General features: G+C 64.4%; 21 protein-coding genes. 13 read left to right on the forward strand and 8 right to left on the reverse strand.

The features are described 5' to 3' along the window. Position 1 precedes the first annotated feature (1 nt). Genes ACIBI6_RS02775 through ACIBI6_RS02785 form a run of 3 tightly spaced genes read left to right on the forward strand, consistent with a single transcriptional unit; the run spans position 2 to position 2,121 of the window. Positions 2-1,255 (forward strand): cysteine desulfurase, encoded by a 1,254-nt coding sequence (locus ACIBI6_RS02775; protein WP_364340357.1) that lies wholly within the window; start codon positions 2-4, stop codon positions 1,253-1,255. Positions 1,256-1,258: 3 nt separating this feature from the next. Then, positions 1,259-1,753, forward strand: a complete 495-nt coding sequence (gene sufU, locus ACIBI6_RS02780; RefSeq protein WP_364340359.1) for a Fe-S cluster assembly sulfur transfer protein SufU — start codon at positions 1,259-1,261, stop codon at positions 1,751-1,753. Beyond that, complete coding sequence (locus ACIBI6_RS02785) at positions 1,750-2,121, forward strand: metal-sulfur cluster assembly factor (RefSeq protein WP_364340361.1); 372 nt, start codon at positions 1,750-1,752, stop codon at positions 2,119-2,121. The genes sufU and ACIBI6_RS02785 overlap by 4 nt, the downstream gene beginning before the upstream one ends. Positions 2,122-2,176: 55 nt before the next feature. On the opposite strand, the gene ACIBI6_RS02790 is transcribed toward ACIBI6_RS02785, so the two are convergent. Beyond that, positions 2,177-3,730, reverse strand: coding sequence for a hypothetical protein (locus tag ACIBI6_RS02790; RefSeq protein ID WP_396955101.1), 1,554 nt, complete (start codon positions 3,728-3,730; stop codon positions 2,177-2,179). Between the two features lie 319 nt (positions 3,731-4,049). On the opposite strand from ACIBI6_RS02790, the gene ACIBI6_RS02795 reads away from it, so the two are divergent. Next, positions 4,050-4,502, forward strand: a complete 453-nt coding sequence (locus ACIBI6_RS02795; RefSeq protein WP_396955102.1) for a DoxX family protein — start codon at positions 4,050-4,052, stop codon at positions 4,500-4,502. Between the two features lie 102 nt (positions 4,503-4,604). Continuing rightward, positions 4,605-5,042 carry a DUF4189 domain-containing protein gene (locus ACIBI6_RS02800; protein WP_364340367.1) on the forward strand — a complete coding sequence of 146 codons (438 nt, stop codon included), beginning with the start codon at positions 4,605-4,607 and terminating at the stop codon, positions 5,040-5,042. A 69-nt stretch (positions 5,043-5,111) separates the two neighbouring features. Here ACIBI6_RS02800 and ACIBI6_RS02805 read toward each other — a convergent pair whose 3' ends face one another. The 3 genes from ACIBI6_RS02805 to ACIBI6_RS02815 are packed head-to-tail and all read right to left on the reverse strand — an operon-like array spanning position 5,112 to position 7,674. Then, on the reverse strand, positions 5,112-5,774 hold the full coding sequence (locus ACIBI6_RS02805) for a methionine ABC transporter permease (RefSeq protein WP_364340369.1): 663 nt from the start codon (positions 5,772-5,774) through the stop codon (positions 5,112-5,114). Positions 5,775-5,785: 11 nt separating this feature from the next. After that, positions 5,786-6,802 carry a methionine ABC transporter ATP-binding protein gene (locus tag ACIBI6_RS02810; protein WP_364340371.1) on the reverse strand — a complete coding sequence of 339 codons (1,017 nt, stop codon included), beginning with the start codon at positions 6,800-6,802 and terminating at the stop codon, positions 5,786-5,788. Next, entirely contained in the window at positions 6,799-7,674 is an 876-nt protein-coding gene (locus ACIBI6_RS02815) for a MetQ/NlpA family ABC transporter substrate-binding protein (RefSeq protein WP_396955103.1), read from the reverse strand. Before ACIBI6_RS02815 ends, ACIBI6_RS02810 begins: the two co-directional genes overlap by 4 nt. 132 nt (positions 7,675-7,806) lie before the next feature. Between ACIBI6_RS02815 and ACIBI6_RS02820 the strand changes: the two genes are divergently transcribed. Further along, positions 7,807-8,673 carry a MetQ/NlpA family ABC transporter substrate-binding protein gene (locus ACIBI6_RS02820; protein ID WP_364340374.1) on the forward strand — a complete coding sequence of 289 codons (867 nt, stop codon included), beginning with the start codon at positions 7,807-7,809 and terminating at the stop codon, positions 8,671-8,673. A 9-nt stretch (positions 8,674-8,682) separates the two neighbouring features. Here the strand turns inward: ACIBI6_RS02820 and ACIBI6_RS02825 are convergent, their stop codons facing one another. After that, a complete protein-coding gene (locus ACIBI6_RS02825) occupies positions 8,683-9,735 on the reverse strand; it encodes an isopenicillin N synthase family dioxygenase (protein WP_396955104.1) in 1,053 nt (350 codons plus the stop codon). Positions 9,736-9,880: 145 nt separating this feature from the next. On the opposite strand from ACIBI6_RS02825, the gene ACIBI6_RS02830 reads away from it, so the two are divergent. Beyond that, a complete protein-coding gene (locus ACIBI6_RS02830) occupies positions 9,881-10,465 on the forward strand; it encodes a helix-turn-helix domain-containing protein (protein ID WP_396955105.1) in 585 nt (194 codons plus the stop codon). Between the two features lie 53 nt (positions 10,466-10,518). Continuing rightward, complete coding sequence (locus ACIBI6_RS02835; protein WP_396955106.1) at positions 10,519-11,139, forward strand: hypothetical protein; 621 nt, start codon at positions 10,519-10,521, stop codon at positions 11,137-11,139. A 3-nt stretch (positions 11,140-11,142) separates the two neighbouring features. On the opposite strand, the gene ACIBI6_RS02840 is transcribed toward ACIBI6_RS02835, so the two are convergent. Then, positions 11,143-11,922 (reverse strand): helix-turn-helix transcriptional regulator, encoded by a 780-nt coding sequence (locus tag ACIBI6_RS02840; protein ID WP_364340386.1) that lies wholly within the window; start codon positions 11,920-11,922, stop codon positions 11,143-11,145. An 88-nt stretch (positions 11,923-12,010) separates the two neighbouring features. Between ACIBI6_RS02840 and ACIBI6_RS02845 the strand changes: the two genes are divergently transcribed. Continuing rightward, a complete protein-coding gene (locus ACIBI6_RS02845; protein WP_364340388.1) occupies positions 12,011-12,388 on the forward strand; it encodes a nuclear transport factor 2 family protein in 378 nt (125 codons plus the stop codon). Between the two features lie 121 nt (positions 12,389-12,509). On the opposite strand, the gene ACIBI6_RS02850 is transcribed toward ACIBI6_RS02845, so the two are convergent. Further along, a complete protein-coding gene (locus ACIBI6_RS02850; RefSeq protein WP_396955107.1) occupies positions 12,510-13,445 on the reverse strand; it encodes a Ku protein in 936 nt (311 codons plus the stop codon). After that, positions 13,445-14,548 carry a lycopene cyclase family protein gene (locus ACIBI6_RS02855; RefSeq protein ID WP_396955108.1) on the reverse strand — a complete coding sequence of 368 codons (1,104 nt, stop codon included), beginning with the start codon at positions 14,546-14,548 and terminating at the stop codon, positions 13,445-13,447. Before ACIBI6_RS02855 ends, ACIBI6_RS02850 begins: the two co-directional genes overlap by 1 nt. A 459-nt stretch (positions 14,549-15,007) precedes the next feature. Here ACIBI6_RS02855 and ACIBI6_RS02860 point away from each other — a divergent pair, with 459 nt between their 5' ends. The 4 genes from ACIBI6_RS02860 to ACIBI6_RS02875 are packed head-to-tail and all read left to right on the forward strand — an operon-like array spanning position 15,008 to position 19,667. Continuing rightward, positions 15,008-16,045: a 3-oxoacyl-ACP synthase III family protein gene (locus ACIBI6_RS02860; RefSeq protein ID WP_396955109.1), complete on the forward strand. Its 1,038-nt coding sequence runs from the start codon at positions 15,008-15,010 to the stop codon at positions 16,043-16,045. A gap of 1 nt (position 16,046) precedes the next feature. Then, positions 16,047-16,955, forward strand: coding sequence for a hypothetical protein (locus ACIBI6_RS02865; protein WP_364340396.1), 909 nt, complete (start codon positions 16,047-16,049; stop codon positions 16,953-16,955). Next, a complete protein-coding gene (locus ACIBI6_RS02870; protein ID WP_396955110.1) occupies positions 16,952-18,634 on the forward strand; it encodes a fatty acid CoA ligase family protein in 1,683 nt (560 codons plus the stop codon). The genes ACIBI6_RS02865 and ACIBI6_RS02870 overlap by 4 nt, the downstream gene beginning before the upstream one ends. 4 nt (positions 18,635-18,638) lie before the next feature. Further along, positions 18,639-19,667, forward strand: coding sequence for an NAD-dependent epimerase/dehydratase family protein (locus tag ACIBI6_RS02875; RefSeq protein WP_396955111.1), 1,029 nt, complete (start codon positions 18,639-18,641; stop codon positions 19,665-19,667). Positions 19,668-19,696 lie beyond the last annotated feature (29 nt).

The raw sequence follows: 19,696 nt of genomic DNA on the forward strand, positions 1-19,696 counted from the left end.
TATGACCGCCACGGTCCGTACCCTCGACGTCGCCCGGATCCGGGCCGACTTCCCGATCCTGAGCCGCACGGTTCGGGACGGGAAACCGTTGGTGTACCTGGACTCCGGCGCGACCTCGCAGCGTCCGCTCGCGGTACTGGACGCGGAACGGCAGTTCCTGACCGAGAGCAATTCGGCGGTGCATCGCGGTGCGCACCAGCTCGCCGAGGAGGCGACCGACGCGTACGAGGGCGCGCGTGCCGATATCGGCCGATTCGTCGGCGTGGACGCGGATGAGATCGTATTCACCAAGAACGCGACCGAATCGCTGAACCTGGTGACCTACTCGTTCGCCGACGACCGGTTCCCGTACCACGTGGGTCCCGGCGACGAGGTCGTCATCACCGAGCTCGAACACCACGCGAATCTCGTGCCGTGGCAGGAACTCGCGCGCCGTACCGGTGCCACTCTGAAGTGGTACGGCATCACCGAGGACGGCCGGATCGATCTCGATTCGCTCGAGTTGTCGCCTGCCACCAAGGTCGTCGCGTTCACCCACCAGTCGAATGTGACCGGTGCGGTCACCGACGTCGCCGAATTGGTGCGTCGGGCAAAGGAAGTCGGCGCGCTCACGGTGCTGGACGCCTGCCAGTCGGTACCGCATACGCCGGTGAACTTCCGTGAGCTGGGTGTCGATTTCGCGGCGTTCTCCGGGCACAAGATGCTCGGACCGTCCGGTGTCGGCGTGCTCTACGGGCGGCGCGCGCTGCTCGAGGAGACCCCGCCGTTCATCACCGGCGGTTCGATGATCGAGACCGTGACCATGGAGGGCAGCACTTACGCGCCGCCGCCACAGCGTTTCGAGGCCGGTGTGCCGATGACCTCGCAGGTGGTCGGATTGGGCGCGGCCGTGCGATATCTCGAACAGATCGGGATGGAAGCCGTTGCGGCACACGAGCACACGCTCACCGGTGCGGCACTGGAGGGACTCGCGGCGATCGCGGGCGTGCGGATCGTCGGACCGACCGAGAATATCGATCGCGGCGCAGCGGTGTCGTTCGTGGTCGAGGGCATCCACGCCCATGACGTCGGGCAGATTCTGGACGACGAGGGCGTCGCCGTGCGCGTGGGCCACCACTGCGCTTGGCCGCTGATGCGTCGTCTCGGCGTGCCGGCCACCGCCCGTGCGTCTTTCGCGGTTTACAACACTCTCGATGAGGTAGACCAGCTGGTAGCCGCGGTGCGGAAGGCCCAGAGCTTCTTCGGAGTTGCATAAGACATGCGCATGGAGCAGATGTACCAGGAAGTGATCCTGGATCACTACAAGCACCCGCATCATCGCGGGCTACGGGAGCCGTTCGGTGCCGAGGTGCACCACGTCAACCCGACCTGCGGTGACGAGGTGACCTTGCGCGTGCAGCTCGACGACAACGGTGACGTCGCCGATGTGTCCTATGACGGCCAGGGCTGTTCGATCAGTCAGGCCGCCACCTCGATCCTCACCGATCAGGTGATCGGTCTGCCGGTGCAGCAGGCGCTGAAGGTGGTCGACTCGTACAACGAGATGATCTCCAGCCGCGGCACCGTCGAGGGCGACGAGGACATGATCGGCGACGGTATCGCGTTGAGCGGAGTGTCCAAGTACCCGGCGCGGGTCAAATGCGCACTGCTCGGCTGGCTGGCGTTCAAGGATGCGGTGATCCGGATAACCTCCGCGCAAGAGGCCAAGCGGACCATGGGCAGCGATATCTCCACGAATGGAAAAACGTCATGAGTGAGACACCGGCCATCGAAACGACCGAGCAGGTTGAACTTTCGGCCGAGGACATCAAACAGCTCGAGGACATCGAGGAGGCGATGCGCGACGTAGTCGACCCCGAACTCGGCATCAATGTCGTCGACCTCGGTCTGGTCTACGGCGTGAGCGTCGACCAGGACAATATCGCCACCCTCGATATGACCCTCACCTCCGCGGCCTGCCCGCTGACCGATGTCATCGAGGACCAATCCCGCAACGCACTGGTCCGTTCAGGTCTGGTCGAAGACCTCAAGATCAACTGGGTCTGGATGCCCCCGTGGGGGCCCGACAAGATCACCGAAGACGGTCGAGAGCAACTGCGCGCCTTGGGCTTCACGGTCTAGGACCGCGAATTCGCTGCGGGTCACTATGACATGGCGGCTCTGACGACAGCGTCGATCAGCACTGCTGTTGGAATGGGAAACACCGTGCCGCAGGTGGCTCGGACGTGGCTGGCTGTTTCAGCTGCCCGGCCGGTTCGGTGCTCGATTCCGGACGCGGCTCGACGACAGTCGGTTTCGGGTGCATCCCTTCGGAGATGAGTAACCAGGTCGTGGCGATTATCGCCCCGGCCACCACCGCCGTTGCGAGCAGTTGCGGCAGGCCCGCGATGAGTTTCGTCCCTGTGGCGGCCACGGCGATGAGGCAGCGGCGCGCCGTGGACGCCAGCCGAGGAGCCGTAGCCCGACGCGGATGCGCGGCGGCGGGTGCCTCGGCTGGCTGCGACAATCGCACAGGTCGCGGCTGGGCCATCGTCGGTTGCGACTCAGACGCCGGTGAACGCTGTGGTGCTTGCTCCGAAACCGGCTGCGCCCCAACCATCACCGGAGGTTGGGCCGGTGCCGTTGACAATGACTGCGGCTCACTGTCCGACACTGCCCCGGTCTCGGCCCTATGCTGCGGCTCTTCCGCCGATCCGGGTTCCGGCCCAACCGAGGCCCAAGGCTGATGCTGTGGTGCAGCCGTTGCCACAAGAATCGGCGGGGTCGGTTTCGGCAACCAATTCCGCAGGCGCGGCTCTCGGTGCCAACGACCTCGGCGGTCGAGATCACGGCGGGACGGCGGCTTGTCCGACGATTCATCGGACTCGATCCACGACGACCAACTGTCGGTGAATGCCGAGGACAACTGTGGATCCGACTGCGCGTATATCGCGTTCGGATGGTCCACCGGCTGCGACTTTGGCTGCGGCGGCGCGGATGCCAGGGCGTGCGGCTCGATTTCGCGCGATCGTGCCACGCTTTCCGACGGCTCCTCGTCGATCTCGGTCGGCAGCCATGGCGGGAATGGAGTCCTGACCGGTGACCTCTCCGACGACATACGAGGGTCGTCGGGAAGTTCGACGGCGCCGACCCCTACCGACGCATAGGCTTGCACCAGCACCTTCGATGCCGGACGCTCAGGTCGTCCGGCTTGCGACGGAAATCCCTCGGCCACAAGCTCTTCGATCGTGACCACGTGCGAAAGGCCGAGCCCGCCGAGCAGTTCGTATGCCTGCTCCGCAGTCCAGATCAGCTTCCGGTTCGCTGTTCGAAGGAACCAGGCGCGCAACTCCGTCGACGAGCCGAGGACCACGGTACCGCCGGACTTTCGCGATTCGCGCTCCGGTGTGACGGCCGCTTCTCCGGGCGGCACGACCACGATCAGCCGGTCGACGAAGGCATCCGGGTGCTGCTTGCGCACCAGCTGGCTCAGGTCGAATGGATCGCCGTCGCGCAGCGGAGCTGGCTCCGCATCGCTGTCCTGGGCTTCGATCACGACCACGGCGCGCGGAGTGATGACCACCACGTCCGTCTGCCGTGTCGCGTCGCCCGGGTGGCCGTTGTTTCCGTCGGGTATGGGATGCCCCGAAATAGCAAGCCCCACAATGACGTATTGACCGTTCCAAGTCCGTATCCATTCGAGCACGCACTGTTCGGCCCCTTGCATGTCCCGTTTGTTGACAACCAGCATCGAGGGTCACCCTCCGTCTCGCCTGCACAGTCGACCCCCCAACGGTATTCATCGCAGACGTCGCGCGAGAATCCGAAAGGCACTCAAAGAGCAGGGGTTTGGCGACAAAAGGTGTCACTATATCGGCGCGTCGGCAGGGGCGTCGCGTCGGATCGGGTGCACGCGTCGGGGCGCAACGCACGGGCGGTATCGATGCAGGTGAGGTGGCGGTAGCGGCGCGGCGGTCGTGACATTTCCCGGCCGGGCCTGGTCAAAGCGGTGGCGGGCAGATGTCCGTCGCCGCCGCACTGCGGTGGATGACCTGCGGAAGAGGGAATATATGTCGCAACGCTTGCGGTGGGCGCGGGTACGGACCGGCCTCTACTGGTTTCTCGGATTCGAGTTCTTCGTCGGCTTCGCAACCAAGTGCTGGCCCGGATCTACGATTTTCGGGCCCGCCTATTCGGAGAAGCTCGCTGAGTGGGGATTTCATCCGAATATGCGGTTCGTGGTCGGTGGGCTGGAGTTGACCGCTGCCGTGCTGCTGGTGCTTCCGCGCCGGGAGAGCAGATTCCTGGGCGCGGCCATTCTGGTGCTGGTGCTGACCGGCGCGGTGACCACACATCTCATCGATGACGCGCCGATCTGGCAGGGCACCTCGGCACCGATTCATCTGGTGATCATGATGGCCGTCGCGCTGGTGAATTGGCCTGTGGACTGGCGAGATGTGGTGCCGCCGTGGGGCCGTACGGCATCGTCGGCGAGAGCTTCTGTGGCGCGGGGAGGTCGCTGACCAACGGATGTCCAGCTCTGGTGATACAAAGATTTGGACAATTAGGATCGAAGCGGTCAGGATTCGAGCCGAAGCTATTTTCGGAACTGGGGAGCGCAACACATGTCACTATCGTCCAAGGCTGCCATGGGTCTGGTGGCCGCGTCCGCGGGTGCGTTCGTCGCAGGCGGGGCCGGGGCCGCGCAGGCGGAGGAGGCCCTCTACGGCTCGCTGGCGATTTCGGTCTCCGCGCGCGGCGATGCGACTCTCGGATGGGCTTACAACTACTCGAACTGGGCGGATTCCGATCGTGCCGCGGTGCAGCAGTGCGGAGTGTCTGGTTGCCATGTCATCGTGCAATTCGCCAATGCGTGCGCGGCCGTGGCCCGCAATGGCGATGATCACCTGGGCTGGGCCTGGGCGCCGACACGTGCCGAGGCCGAGCAACAGGCGATCGCCAATGCCGGGCCGACCGCACCGCCGCCGCTGCTGAACTTCGGCAGCTCGGCGCCGCGCGAACCGCGCATTGTCGATTCGCAGTGCACCGCGAACGCGAGCTGACGAAAAACCGAATGCGTTCTCGACGCGATCCGCGTCGAGAACGCATTCGGTTGCGCCCGCGCCGAGGGATCAGCGGCGCAGCACTTTTCGGGCAATGATATTGCCCAGGAACTGAATCCCCTGCACACCGACGATAATGATCAACGTCGCGACCAGGGTGACCTGCCAGTCGAAGCGCTGATATCCGTAGACCAGCGCGAAATCACCGAGCCCACCGCCGCCGACGGTGCCCGCCATGGCGGACATATCGACGATGGCGATCACCACGAAGGTGTAGCCGAGCACCAAGGGCCCCAGAGCTTCCGGGATCAGCAGCGTCAGAATGATCCGCAGCGGGCCGGCGCCGACGGCCCTGGCCGCCTCGATCACGCCCGGATCCACGGTGACCAGATTCTGCTCCACGATGCGGGCGATACCGAAGGATGCCGCCACGATCATGACGAAGGCCGCGGCCTCTGTACCGATCGTCGTCCCGACCACTTCGAGGGTGACCGGGCCGAGCGCCGCCAGCAGGATGATGAACGGAATCGGCCGGACCACATTCACCAACACATTGAGCAGCACATTGATCGGCGCATTCGCCAGCAGTCCGCCCTTGCGAGTGGTGTACAGGGCGGTGCCGAGCAACAGCCCGATCAATCCGCCGACGACGAAGGTGAGCAGCACCAGATAGATGGTGGTGCCGATGGCCTCGGTCAGTACCGGCCGGAGTTTGTCCCAATCCGTATGCACGAGTTCCCCTCTCAGCCGACCCGGTGACCGAGCGCTTCGATCACCTTGTCCACATCGTCATCCGAACCGTGCAATGCCAGCGTCACGCTGCCGAATGTCTTGTCCTGCAACGTACTCACCCCGCCATACACCACCTCGAACTCGACACCCGCATGCGCGGCCGCGGCCAGCGCGGCACCGATGCCGCGCTTGTCATCGATATCCACGGTGACCAACCGACCACCGTGCAGCTCACCGAGTCGTCGCAGTTCCTCGGCATCGGGCCGATTGTGTAGCACGGTCTCGACGAAAGACTGCGTCGGCGCCGCCTGCGGGGTCGCGAAAACCTCGAAGGTGCTGGCCAATTCGACGATCTTGCCTTCTGCCAGTACCGCAACGCGATCGGCCACCGCGCGAATCACATCCATCTCGTGTGTAATCACCACAATGGTGACGCCGAGTTCGCGATTGATCTTCTTCAGCAGTCGCAGCACCTCACCTGTGGTCTCCGGGTCCAGCGCCGAGGTCGATTCGTCGGCGAGCAGCAATGACGGCGAGGTCGCCAGCGCTCGGGCGATGCCGACCCGCTGCTTCTGACCGCCCGAGAGCTGCTCAGGATAGCTGCGGGCCTTATCGGCGAGCCCGACGAACTCCAGCAACTCCTCGACCCGTGCCTTGCGTTGGGCGCGCCTCCAGCCCGCGACCTTCAGCGGATACTCGATATTGCCTGCGGCCGTGCGCGATCGGAACAGGTTGAACTGTTGGAACACCATGCCGATATCCCGGCGGATGCGGCGGACCTCGGCCTCCCGCACACCCGTGATGGGCGTACCGGAGACCTCGATAGTGCCGGTGGTCGGCTTTTCCAGCGCGTTGATCAGCCGGACCAGCGTGCTCTTGCCCGCGCCGGAATAACCGATCACACCGAAGATTTCGCCCTGCTCGATACGCAGCTCGATATCGTCGAGAGCGACCTGCTTATCCGTGCCCTTGCCGAAAACCTTCGTGACCGAGCGGAATTCGACCGCAGGAACCTTCTGCTCGCTCACTTGCCGTCTTTGATGGTCTGCTGCACCCTCGCCAGGATCTGCTCCAGCTCGGGACCGCTGCGCTTTACTTCGACCGCGGTGTTCTTGGTGACCTCGGCGTGCGCCTGCTGCACGTCCGGATCGTGCCAGAGCTCGGCCACCTTCTGGTACAGCTCGTTGTTCTTGTCCTCGGCTCTGGACACCACGACATTGATGTACGGCTCGGCCGCCGGATTCTTCGGATCATCCTTGTAGAGCGCCGAATTGGGATCGATGCCGGAGCGATCGAGGAAGGTGTTGTTGATGATCGATCCGTCGACCGAGGCCAGCGAGAGCGCGGTCTGCGCCGCGTCGACCGGGGTCACTTCGACCTTGGATGCAGCCTTATCGATATCGGCGGGCGTCGGCGCCTTGCTGGTGCCCGAGAGTTTCAGCAAACCGGCAGCTTGCAGCACGAACAGCGCCCGCGCCTGATTGGTCGGATCGTTCGGGATCGCGATCTGGGCGCCCTGCGGCAGATTCGCGAGCGACTTGTGCTTCTTGGAGTAGAGCCCGAGCGGAACGATGTAGGTCGAGGCGATCGGGGTCAGGGTGTCGTTATTGGCGACGTTGTAGGCGCCGAGGAACTGCAGATGCTGGAACAGATTGAGATCGATCTGCTTTTGCGACAGTGCGAGATCGGGCTGCTTGTAATCGGAGAAGTTGGTGATCCGCAGGGTGATGCCCTGCGCCTTCGCCTTCTCCTCGAAGACGTCCCAGGCGTGGTCCTTGTCGGTGGTGCCGATGCGCACTACGTTGTCGGAGGAAGCCTTATCGTTGCTGCCGCACGCCGTCAGGGTGAGGGCCGCGGTGGCTACCAGGACCGGGATCGCCAGTACCCGATGGAATTTCACTCGTGCTCCCGAATGCTTTGTCGCAATATGAACCCGATAATCCAAGCGATGCGTCCGAGGGGCGGACAACGGTTTGGATTGTGCTGAGCGAAACTCTGGCAATCAGTTGGACGAGCGTCTAGGTTGCCTGCAATGCGATTGCTGCGCCGTGTTCTGGTGATTCCCCTGCTCCTTGCCCTGGCTGTCGGCGGGGTCGCGTGTGGTCGGGAGCACCGTGAGGATGTGGTGCGCATCGGTGTGAACGACATCTCGCTGCCGCATTGGGATGTCTACAAGAAGAAGGCCGCCGAACAGGGCATCGCTGTCGAATTCGTCAACTTCACCGACTACAACCAGCCGAATCCCGCACTGGCACAACGTCGCATCGATCTCAACAAGTTCCAGCACGTGCGGTATCTGGCCAACTACAACGTCCGCAATAACGACACCCTGGTGCCGATCGGCGCGACCGAGATCTACCCGCTCACGCTTTACTCGCGCAAGCACAAGTCGGTGGCGGAGATACCCAAGGGCGGTCAGATTACCCTGAGCAACAACCCCGCGAACCAGGTCCGTCCGCTGCTCGGCTTGGCCGCCGCCGGACTGATCGTGCTGAAGGGCGGTGCGAGCTGGGATTCGAAGATCGAGGATGTGGACACCGACGCATCGCGGGTAACGCTGAAGACCATCGATCCGACACTGACCGCGCAATCACTGGAGAGTGTCGACGCCGCATTCGTCGATGACACCTTCGCACGCCCCGCAGGTCTCACCAAGAACGAGACGATCTTCACCGACGATCCCGAACGTCCGGAGCTCCGGCAGTACATCAATATCTTCGCCGCCCGCGCCGAAGACAGGGACAACCCGAAACTACTTGCGCTGGTAAAGCTTTACCACGATCCCGCGGTGGAGGCGGCCATTCGGGCGGAGGCCGGATTCCAGGGCATCTTCAAGACGAATGACGCGGCCGATCTGCAAGCCACGCTGGCGGAGTTGGAGACCGAATTCCGCAAGTGAGTGGCGCGCTCACTCCGGGAGATGTTCGGTGCTTGCCGCGGCGAGGGCGCGTGCCGCCTCGCGTGTGGCATTGGTATTGGGTTGCAGGGCACGAGAACCGGCGAGTTTCGTGCGCAGGTGCTCGGCGACGGTGATCGGGGCGTATTTGCTGCCCACGCCGAGGCAGGAGGGAAGCGTTTCGATGACGGCGTCCGGATTCCCGTCATGGAAAAAGGCTGCGCTGCGACGTCTTTGGATGGTGCCATCGGTGATCGGCGGCATGACGCGATGCAGAGTGGACAGCCAGCGTTCGTTGGTCCAACGCGCCATCACATCGCCGAGGTTGACCAGCAGGGCATTGTCGGCGGGTTGTACATCGTGCCAACGGTTATCGGCGCCGACGACCTGAAGGCCGGGGACCTGATCCGCCCACAAGACGGTGACGATGCCGTAGTCGGTGTGTTCGCCCATGCCGGTGAGTTCGCCGTCGAGATCGACGGTGCCCGGCGGCAGCGCATAGTTGTTCATCCGCAGGACGTCGAGGGAATGGTCGGTGAACCGGGTGAAGTAGCCCGGGGGCAATTCGAGGGCGTCGGCGAAGATCGTGGTGAGGGTTCGCGCGATGCGGGCAGCGTGCGCGAAGTAGGTCTCCACGGGTGCACGCAAGCCTGGAACCTCTGTCGGCCAGAGGTTTTCGGCGTAGTCGCTCGCGGACAACTCGACCCCCGGATAGGCGGCCGCGGGGATGCCCACATTGAATGCCTCGAAGTAATCGTTCATGCGGGTGGCGGATGTGACGCCGAGGCTCAGGCTGAGGCTTTCGCTCTTGGGTGGTGAGTAGCCGCGATTGATTTCGGGCGGTGTGCGATAGCCCTGTTTTATCGCTGGGTCGAGGTCGAAGAAGTTGTCGATTGCGGCTGCGAAGTTGTCCAGCACCGGCTGCGGGATGGCGTGGCCGGTGATCTGCATGAAGCCGACCGTACTTGCGGCGTCGTCGATTCCGCGGGCGACGGCCCGGCGTTCGGCTGCGGAGCCATCGCCGACGTAGGAGGAGATATCGATGACCGGCACTCGGAATTCCACGACGGAGTCCTTCCCCTCGACAACATGTTAATGATAAGCGACAGCAATCAGAATCTGCTATCCATATGTCGTGAACGTTCACCAGCGTCACGGTCAGGTTAAGCCCGGACCGCCGCCCGCATCGGCGATCGGGCAGACTTCCGCTGTGCCGGAAACCGCAGTCCCCGACGAATCGAGTCTGGCCGCGCTGGTCGGCGGTGTGGTGCGGGCGCTGCGGGAGAAGTCCGGACTGTCGATGCGAGATCTGGCCAAGCGGGCCGGTATCAGTCAGCCGTTCCTGAGCCAGATCGAGCGCGGCGTCAGCGCGCCATCGATGATCAGCACGTACCGGCTGGCCGCGGCGCTCGGCGTCGCCCCGGGCGATCTGCTGCCCGCACCCGAATCGGAGCGAGTCCGGGTCGTGCGCGCCGACGAAGGTACGTTGATCCCGGTCGCCGATCGCCCCGATGCCGCCGTCGGCCGGGCGCTGAATATGCGGCCGAACAGTCCGCTCGAGGTCATCGAATACCGGATCGAACCCGGTCAGCACATCGGCGAATGGTTCGAATCGACCGGCGTGAGCAGCCTCTATGTCATCTCAGGCGCGATCGAGGTGGAAATTGTCGGCGCGGGTCGATTCCGGCTCGGCGCACGAGACTTCATCACCTTCCCGGCGACCATGCGCGACCGCTGGCATCGGGTCGACGATGAGCCCGCCGAGGTTCTGCTGGTCATCGTCCATCCATCCTGATTTCGCGGCCCGATTCGGCAGCGCGAGCGGGCCACAGCGGCGATGATTTCCGGGTGGACGACATCACGTATCAGGACACCCGGCTCGCGCTGCACGCGGTGGGGGAGTTGTTGATCGCGGGCCCACAATATCGGCGGTTCGGGACCATCCGACTACGGGTGGTGCACGGTGGTTTCGGTGGTGCGCAGTGGCCGGTGTCGGTGGTCGGCACCGATCTGGTGTGGCCGGAAGGTCGGGTCGCGCTCGTGGGTACCTTCGACAAGGTCGCCGCCGCCGCGGGCTTCCAACCCGAGGCACCGGCCGATGTCTACACCGACACCACCGGAGTCGACCCCGGCGACCAGCTCGCAGTCGATCCGCAGGCCGCGAGCATCATCGCGGACTGGTTCGCGCTCGGGGATTCGACGCTGCGCTGCACGGCGCCCGATGTCATCCCGGTGCTGTGGCCGGAGCATTTCGATCTGTCCAGCACCGTCAATGAGGTCAATTACGGTGTGTCACCGGGAGATTCGGCGCATCCGGAACCGTACGCCTATGTCGGCCCATGGGCGCCGCGCACCGGCGAATTCTGGAATGCCCCGTTCGGCGCGCTGCGCTCGCGCGAGGAGGTGAACAACGCCGCCGCCCTCCTCGACTTCTTCGAAGAAGGTAAAGCGCGGGCCGCCGAGTCCTGAAGATCACCTGGGGAGTGCGTGCAGGTAGGCGCTGGTGGTCCGATCGGCAGGAAAGTAGGACTCGATGGCGATCTCGTCGAGCGTCACATCGAAGGCCGCACCGAAGCGCATGATCGTATTGAACAGCGACAGCTGTGTGCCGCGGTGCTCGAGCTGGATCGACAGTGCGACCTCGGATGGATCGACCTGCGGGAGAACGGCTTCGGATGCGAACGCACTCAGTTCCATATGCAGCGCGGCCAATTCGGGATCGCCGGACAGCTCCGCCTGCCGCGCGAGTCGTGGCAGCAGGAACCCACGCAGCTGCTCGATATTCCGCACGCGCGGCGCGAACCCCTTGGGATGCAGACCGATTCGCATCATGTTGATGGGTGGCTCCAGCAGTTCCGCGGCCACCCCCTCGAAGAACACTTCCGCTGCCCTATTGGCGAACAACAGATTCCACTGTCGATCGATGGCCAGCGCCGGAAACGGTTCGTGGGCATCGAGTACCCGCCGGACCGCGGCGCGCGCCTGCGCAAGATCCGGATCGTCGAGTGCGCGATGCCGGTACGTCGGCGCATACCCGGCCGCGACCAGCAGCCGATTGCGTTCGCGTAACGGGATGTCCAGATGGTGGGCGAACCGCTCGACCATCGCCGGACTCGGAACGGTGCGCCCGGTCTCGACGAAACTCACATGCCGCGTCGAAATGCCCGATTGCACGGACAATTCGAGCTGACTGAGTCTGCGCCGCAGCCGCCACTCGCGCAGCATCGCCCCGACGGGATGTTCGCTATCCACCCGGCCAGTATCACCACGCCGCGTGGGGCGCCGCCATTACATGCCTGGTAATCGACAGGCGTACCACGCTCTTGCGACGGTTACCGGCATGACGAACAACCTGGCAATCCGCAACAAGGATCTCGTACTGCACGGCTTGGCCGAGTTCAGTCGGGGCAATGTCGAGATACTGCGAAACCTGTTGCACGAGAACTTTATCGAGCACAGTCCTGGTAATCCGTCCGGCCGCGACGCCTTCGTCGAGTTCATCGCGAACGCGCCGGTGGCCGCCGCCCGACTCGATATCAAACGGGTCATCACCGATGACGAATACGCCGTCGTGCACTACCACATGATCGCCCCAGACGATGCCCGCGGCGTGGCGGTGGTGGATATCTGGCGGCTGGTCGACGGCGTGATCACCGAGCACTGGGATGTCGTACAGCCGGTGCCCGACGCTGATCAACTCCCGCACGGCATGTTCTGATCCGGCCCAGCGGGCGTCGCACTCCGCACCGGTCAATCGGCCGCCGCGGATCAGCGCCCGCTTGGTGCCCGGCGGCACTGCAGGCAGGGCGCGGTTTGCTGGGGAGTGTGCCAACGGTCGGTTATGCGCCCTTGCGGGCCGCTGCTTTCTTCGCGGTCTTCTTGGCGGGCTTGGCGGCGGTCTTCTTGGCCGCAGTTTTGGCGGACTTCTTCGCCGGTGCCGCCTTTGCCTTGGGCTCGGCGGCTGCCTTGCCGGAACTCTCCGCGGTCCGCCGCCCACTGGCCTCCAGACTGCGTTGCAGTGCGGCGACCAGGTCGACGACCTCCGCGTCCATCGCGGCGGGCGCTTCCTCTGGCTGACTGACGACCTTCCCCGTGCCGCTGGCGATGGCCTCGTCGAGCACCTTCTGCAGCTCGATCTGGTACTCATCGGTGTATTGCTCGGGATCGAAATCGTCGGACATGGTCTCGACCAGCGTCTCGGCCATCTTGATCTCCTGCGCCTTCGGCTCGGCGACACCGTCCAGCGATTCGAAATCGACGGAACGCACCTCATCGGGCCACAGCAGGGTCTGCAGTACCAGTACACCGTCGCGTACTCGCAGCGCCGAGAGGCGGGTCTTCTGCCGCAGCGTGAAATGCACGAGCGCGGTCCGATCGATGCGCTCCAGCGTGGTCGCCAGCAGCACGTAGGCCTTGGGGGTGTTCGAGTCGGGTTCGAGGTAGTAGCTCTTCTCGAACAGGATCGGGTCGATCTGGTCGTTGGGTACGAACTGCAACACCGGAATCTCGTGCTTCTCGGCGGCGGGCAGCTTCGAGAAGTCCTCGTCGGTCAGGATGACCTTGTCCCCCTCGGGGGACTCATAGGCCTTATCGATATCGGCGTACTGCACGGACTTGCCGCAGACCGTGCAGACGCGGTCGTATTTGATCCGCCCACCGTCCTTGGCATGCACCTGGTGGAACCGAATGTCGTGGTCCTCGGTAGCCGTGTACACCTTGACAGGGACGTTTACCAGCCCGAACGCAATCGAGCCTTTCCAGATAGCTCGTGCCATTACTCCATGATGGACGAACCCATTCGAATAGGCGAGCGAATCGGAATCCCGAGTGTCGCGGTCGCGACGCGCCGACGCAGCGGTGCTGGCAGGGTGGCGAAGAGGGTGCGCATGGCGGCGACGGTGCCGCCGAGATCGGTGCGACCCGATAGATAGGCCCGTTGCAGTTGCGGCGGCAGAGTGAAGAAGGCATCGAAGAAGACGGGAAGGTCCTCGGGCGGTAAAGCGAGCAGCGCACGCAGGCCTGCCGACCGCAACGCGTGTACCGCTCGGGCTCGAGCCGGCCACGCCGACGAATCGAGGGCGACGGTGTCGGCGGCGGCCAGCGATGCGGTGACGCTGTAACCCGTTGCGGGATGGGTGAATGCGCCCGCCGCGCCGAATCGCCCCTGTCCAGGGTGGCCGCCCTGAACCGGGAACCGCACGCGTTCCACAGGTTCGGACCCGGTGAGTTCGATTCCGCGCGAACGCAACCGGTGGTGCAGTCGGTCGCGCAGCACGGCGGTGTCGAGAGCGGGACGACCGGCGAGGCAGGTCTCCTCCAGCAACATCGTCTCCGCACTCAACGGCACCGCGTACAGAAACGACCGTGGCGCACCGGGTTCCGCGCCGTTGTCCGCCCGCCAGTCCATGAACAGGGGTGTGATGTCGGCGCCGCGTCGCACGATTACGCCGTACGCGGTTTGCTCGGCGAGTTCGGGGGAGCGCTGAATTCCTCGTGCGTCGATAACACGTTTGGCGCTGAATCTTGTTTCCGAAGCCAAAGTTACTGTGTTGTGCCGAATTTCGACGACCCGATCGGTAACTATTTGTGCGCCGTCGAGATTCAGGGAATCCCGCAACCGTGCGGAGTTGAAGACGACATAGGTTCGGTCGAGTCGATGCGGCCTGGTACCCCAGGCCGTCGGATGCGCCACGGTGCTGGCTATGGCCGACGGATCCAACCATCGTGGCAGCTCGTCGTGCCAGCCCGCGTACGTCGCCGACCAGCGCCTATCCGGCACCGGATCGATTGCGGTGACCGACATTCCGTGCGCGAGACAGCGGTGCGCGAGCGCGCGACCGGCGGGTCCGAGTCCGCAGACGATCAGGTCCGCGGTCATCGCTTATCCGATGTCGAGCGCGGATGTCGGTGTGGCACAGCGAGTTCGGTGGCGTGCAGGGCGGACCCCTTCGTTGTCGGCGCGGTTCGTCGGTCGTGCGGAGCCTACTGTCGCGCGGTCGCGTCACCGTTGCGTTGTGATAGTTCACGGATATCGACGGTGACATTCTTCATAATGCGATCATGTCAGATCTCGCTTTTCCAGCAACGATGTGACTCGCCAGTAGCCTCGTGTCATCGTCCGGCTGGTCACAATGTCCGGTGCGCCGTATGCTCGGCGTTGTCGAACGGATTGCCCAGGGTCGGGCAATCCTGATCCGATTGCCGAAATCAATGTTGATTTCGGAACTTTCTGTTCCCTTGATCCTGTGGAACGGAATTCCCGCATCGTCTGCCCGCGGCCATTGTCGTGCCAGCCGGGAAGTTCGTGCTGCCCGTCTCTGTCGAAAGGACCGCTACGGTGAATTCTTCCCGATTACGCGCCCTTGGAGCCGCCCTACCGGCCGGCGAATACACCACTTCAGAAGTACTGAGTCGGATGACAAGCGGCGGCGAGTTCGACGTCGAGCGAATTACCGGCATCGGTCACCGCTATATGGTCGACCGCGCCAGTGAGGACACCCTCACCCTCGGCGTGCGGGCTGCGGCGGACGCGCTGGCGAAATCCGGTTTAGACGCCGCCGAACTGGACATCATCATCTGTGGCGGCACCACTGTGCATGATGGATTCCATATGGTCTTCGAACCGTCGGCGTCGCAGGAGATCGCCCGGCGCATCGGTGCGGTCAATGCCTCCGGCTATGACGTGGCGAATGCCTGTGGCGGCACCATGACCGGAATCTATCTGCTGGACAATCTGATTCGCGCGGGTGCGGTGCGCAATGGCATGGTCGTCACGCCCGAGGTGATCTCGCCGGTAACCGAAGGCGCCCTCGCCGAGGCCATGGATGCGCGCGATCCACAGTTCGCCGCACTCACTCTCGCCGATGCCGCGATCGCGGTCATTCTCGACCCGGCGGTCGACGAGGAAGACGTGCTGCACTACGTCGATCTGACGACTTGCGCCGAGTATTCGCCATTGTGTATCGCCAAACCGAGCGATGCCAGCGAAAACATGATCATGTTGACCGACAATCTCACCATGCAGGCCGCGCCGCGTCGGGAAACATGGGCGAAATTCCACAGCGATATCCTCGCAAAGCGCGGCACCACATTCGCCGACGAGAAGTTCGACTTCATCGTGTTCCATCAGCTCGGCGTCGGATTCACCGAGAAGCTGGCCGAATCCGGCAGCAAGATTCACGGCACCGAGATGCCGCCGCGGTTGGCGACCGTGGAAAAGTATGGCAACACCGGGGCAAGTACGCATTTCCTGGTACTGCACGACTACATTTCCCGAGGCGAGATCCCGAAGGGGGCCAAGATCTGTTTGGTGCCGACGGCCTCTGGAATGGTCTTCGGTGTCCTTTCGGCAACTATCAGCGCATTGGTGGGATGAAATGTCGTTCATTATTCGGCGATCCGCCGTCAGCGCCGATCCCACCCTCGGTTCCATCGACCACGCCGTGCGGGCGGCCGGGGAGTGCCTCTCGGGGGCGGGTGTCGAGCCGAACGATATCGACGTGCTGATCAATGTCGGCGTCTACCGCGACAGCAATGTCGTCGAACCGTCCAATGCCGCTCTGATCCAGAAGGAATTGGGGATGCATCTGGACTACCAGGTCGGCTCCTCGCGGGCGGGTTTCTCGCTCGATCTGCGCAACGGGGCGTGCGGCGTGCTCAACGCATTGCAGGCCGCGGGTGCGCTGCTGGAGAACGGCACCGTCGAGCGGGTACTGATCGTCGGCAGCGATGCTCATCCGGGCGGCATCGGACATGCACCGGCCGACTTCCGGTACGCCGCGGTCGGTGCCGCATTGCTGGTGACCAAAGGGATCGATGAGGGCACCGGCTTCGATCGCGTGCACCTTCCGGCGCCGCTGCCGCGCGAGGGCGGCACTCATCCCGGTGTCGCCGGGTACCTCGATCTGAAAGCGATGGGTAACGACGGCCAGCGCTCGATCACCGTCGATGTCGCCGACGACTACGCGGAATTGGTCAGCGGCGCAGCGTTTGCCGCGGTTCGCTCGTACCTAGCCGAACGTCCGGAGGGACAGCGCGTGCTGGTCACCAATAACCCGGTGCCCGACTTCGCGGCCACCCTGGCGAGCGAATTCGGTTTCGCCCGAACGCATCAGGCCGCGACCGGCGATCTGGACGGGGGTAGCTCGGGCTTGATCATCGGCTATCACCAGCTGCTCGAGGCAGGCGAGCTGTCGGCTGGTGACGAATTGCTCTTGGTCGCCGCCGGATCGGGTCCGATCGCGGGCTGCGTGAGCTACACCGTGCCCGCCGGCGGTGCGGGGTGAATCAGCAGACCGCGGATCTGAGCGCGCTGCTGGAGCACCAGATCCGCCACCGCGCCGACCTGGCCGCCATCAGCTATCCGACGGTGGCGCATCCAGAACGTGCCCAGCGCGCAACGGATCTCGACTTCGCGGTGCTGACCTTCGCCGAACTCGGCGCGCGAGTCGAAGCCTATGCCGCGGCATTCCAACGGATCGGAATCAGCAAGGGCGTCAAGACCATTGTCATGGTCGAACCCGATCCCGATCTGTTCGCGGTGATCTTCGCGCTGTTCCGCGTCGGTGCGGTACCGGTGGTGGTGGATCCGGGTATGGGCGTGCGCCGCATGCTGCATTGCTTCCGCAGTGTCGGTGCGCAGGCGTTCATCGGGATTCCGCTGGCGCATCTGGTGCGGTTGGCGGCGCGGCGCACATTTCGTTCGGTGCGGCTGCACGTGACGGCTGGACGCTCGTTCTGGGGTGGGCACACTTTGCTCGCCATGCGACAGACGCCTGGTGCGGTCGCACCCGAGATCGCCCATTCGCCCGACGATCTGCTGATGATCGCCTTCACCACCGGCAGTACCGGACCGGCGAAGGGGGTGGAGTTCACGAGGGCCGGATTCGCTGCTTCGCTGCGGGTGATCGAGCGGTTGCACGGTCGCCCGACGGGTTTCGTCTCGCTCACCTCGGTGCCGCTGTTCGGCATCTTCGATCTGCTGCAGGGTGCGCATGTGGTGCTCGGACCGGTCGATCCGGTGCGGGTGTCCAAGGCAGATCCGGCATTGCTCACGGATGTGGTCCGCAGTTTCCAGGCCACGGATGTCACGGCATCGCCTGCGCTGCTCGGTCCGCTCGGCGAATATCTGACCAGAACCGGGATCAGGTTGCCGAGCCTGGTTCGGGTCATCTCGATGGGCGCTCCCGCGAATCTGGATGCGCTGGAAGGGGTTCGGGCCGCGCTCGGGGAGTCCGCGCGCGTCTTCACCACCTACGGCGCCACCGAGGCATTGCCGCTGACCACCCTCGAATGGTCCGAACTCGACGAAACCCGCAAGCAGACCGCCGAAGGCGCGGGCACCTGCGTCGGCCGCCCGATCGCGGAATCCGACAGTGATACACGGGTGCGGATCATCGCCATCTCCGATGACGAAATACCCACCTGGCACGACGATCTCGTGCTTCCACCGGGGCAGATCGGCGAAATCGTCGCCACCGGTGCGCAAGTCAGCACCGCCTATCATCGCGACCCCGCCGCCGATGCCCGCAACAAGATCGACGAGACCCGTCCGGACGGCACCGCGCGCCGCTGGCATCGCGTCGGCGATCTGGCCTGGCAGGACGACTCCGGTCGGCTGTGGTTCTGCGGCCGCTCGGCCCAGCGGGTCCACACCGCGGCCGGTGACCTGTTCACCGTGCAGTGCGAGCAGATCTTCAACACCCACCCGGATGTGCACCGCACCGCGCTCGTCGGTATCGGCGAACCGGGTGCACAGATCCCGGTGCTGTGCTTCGAATTGCGGTCCGGGGTGGCGGAATCCGAGATCCCACGAGTGCAGCGGGAGCTGTGGTCCATCGCACGCGAACGCGAATTCACCAGGGCGATCAAGGTGTTTCGCGCGCATCCCGGATTCCCGGTCGACATCCGGCACAACGCCAAGATCGGGCGCGAGGAATTGGCCGTATGGGCCGGAAAGGGATGACGCCATGAAGGCATTGGTCACCGGGGCAACCGGATTCCTCGGCAGCCATATCGTCGACGCCGCGATGGCGGCCGGCGATGACGTGCGCGCCATCGTCCGGCCGTCGAGCGATCTCGGTCATCTGTCGACGGTGCCCGAAATCGAAACGGTGGCAGGCGATCTGGGCGACTACGAATCGCTGGTCACCGCATGTAAGGGCGTCGATGTGGTCTATCACAGCGCCGGGCTGGTCGCCGAGGTCGGCAGCCGCGCGCAGTTCTGGGAGGCCAATGTCGAGGGCAGCCGGCGGCTGATGAAGGCCGCGCAGCAGGCCGGTGTCGCCCGGTTCGTCTTCGTCAGCAGCCCGTCGGTGGCAACCTCCTATGACACCGACCGCTCCAGCATCGACGAATCCGAACCTTATGTGACCGCCCCGAAGAGTCTGTACGTGGAAACCAAGGCCGCCGCCGAACAACTCGTCCTGTCCAGCAACACCCCGGATTTCGTGACCTGCGCGCTGCGACCGCGGATGATCTGGGGACCGCGTTCCTCGGGCTGGATGACGCTGCTGCTGCGAAAGCTGAAGTCCGGCAAGCTGCCCGACCTCTCCGGCGGCAAGAACGTCATGGTGTCGATCACCTACTGTGAGCACGCCGCGCAGGCCTGTCTGCAGGCGGCGCGCTCGGACCAGGTCGCGGGCAATGCCTACTTCCTCGCCGATCCCGAGGATGTCGACCTGTGGAAGTTCGTCAAGGATCTCGCCGTCGCCTTGGACCTGACGCCACCCAGCCGCATCATTCCCAAACCGGTCTTCGACGCCGCCATCGCGGTTTTCGACACCATATGGCGGGTGCCCGCGCTCAAGGAGCGCTACGCGCCGCCGCTGTCCAGTTGGACCACCGCGGCGCTGACCGTCTCCAGTACCTACGACACCAGCGCCGCCACCCGGGATTTCGGCTACGCGCCGACGGTCTCACTGGCCGACGGACTGGCCGCCTACATCGACTGGGTCGGACAGGTCGGCGGCGTCGACGCCGTCATCGCCCGCGGATGACCGACGGTCGACGCCACGCATTCGAGCGA

Origin of the sequence: Nocardia sp. NPDC050412, from assembly GCF_044458825.1 — a bacterium.
Lineage (GTDB): Bacteria > Actinomycetota > Actinomycetes > Mycobacteriales > Mycobacteriaceae > Nocardia.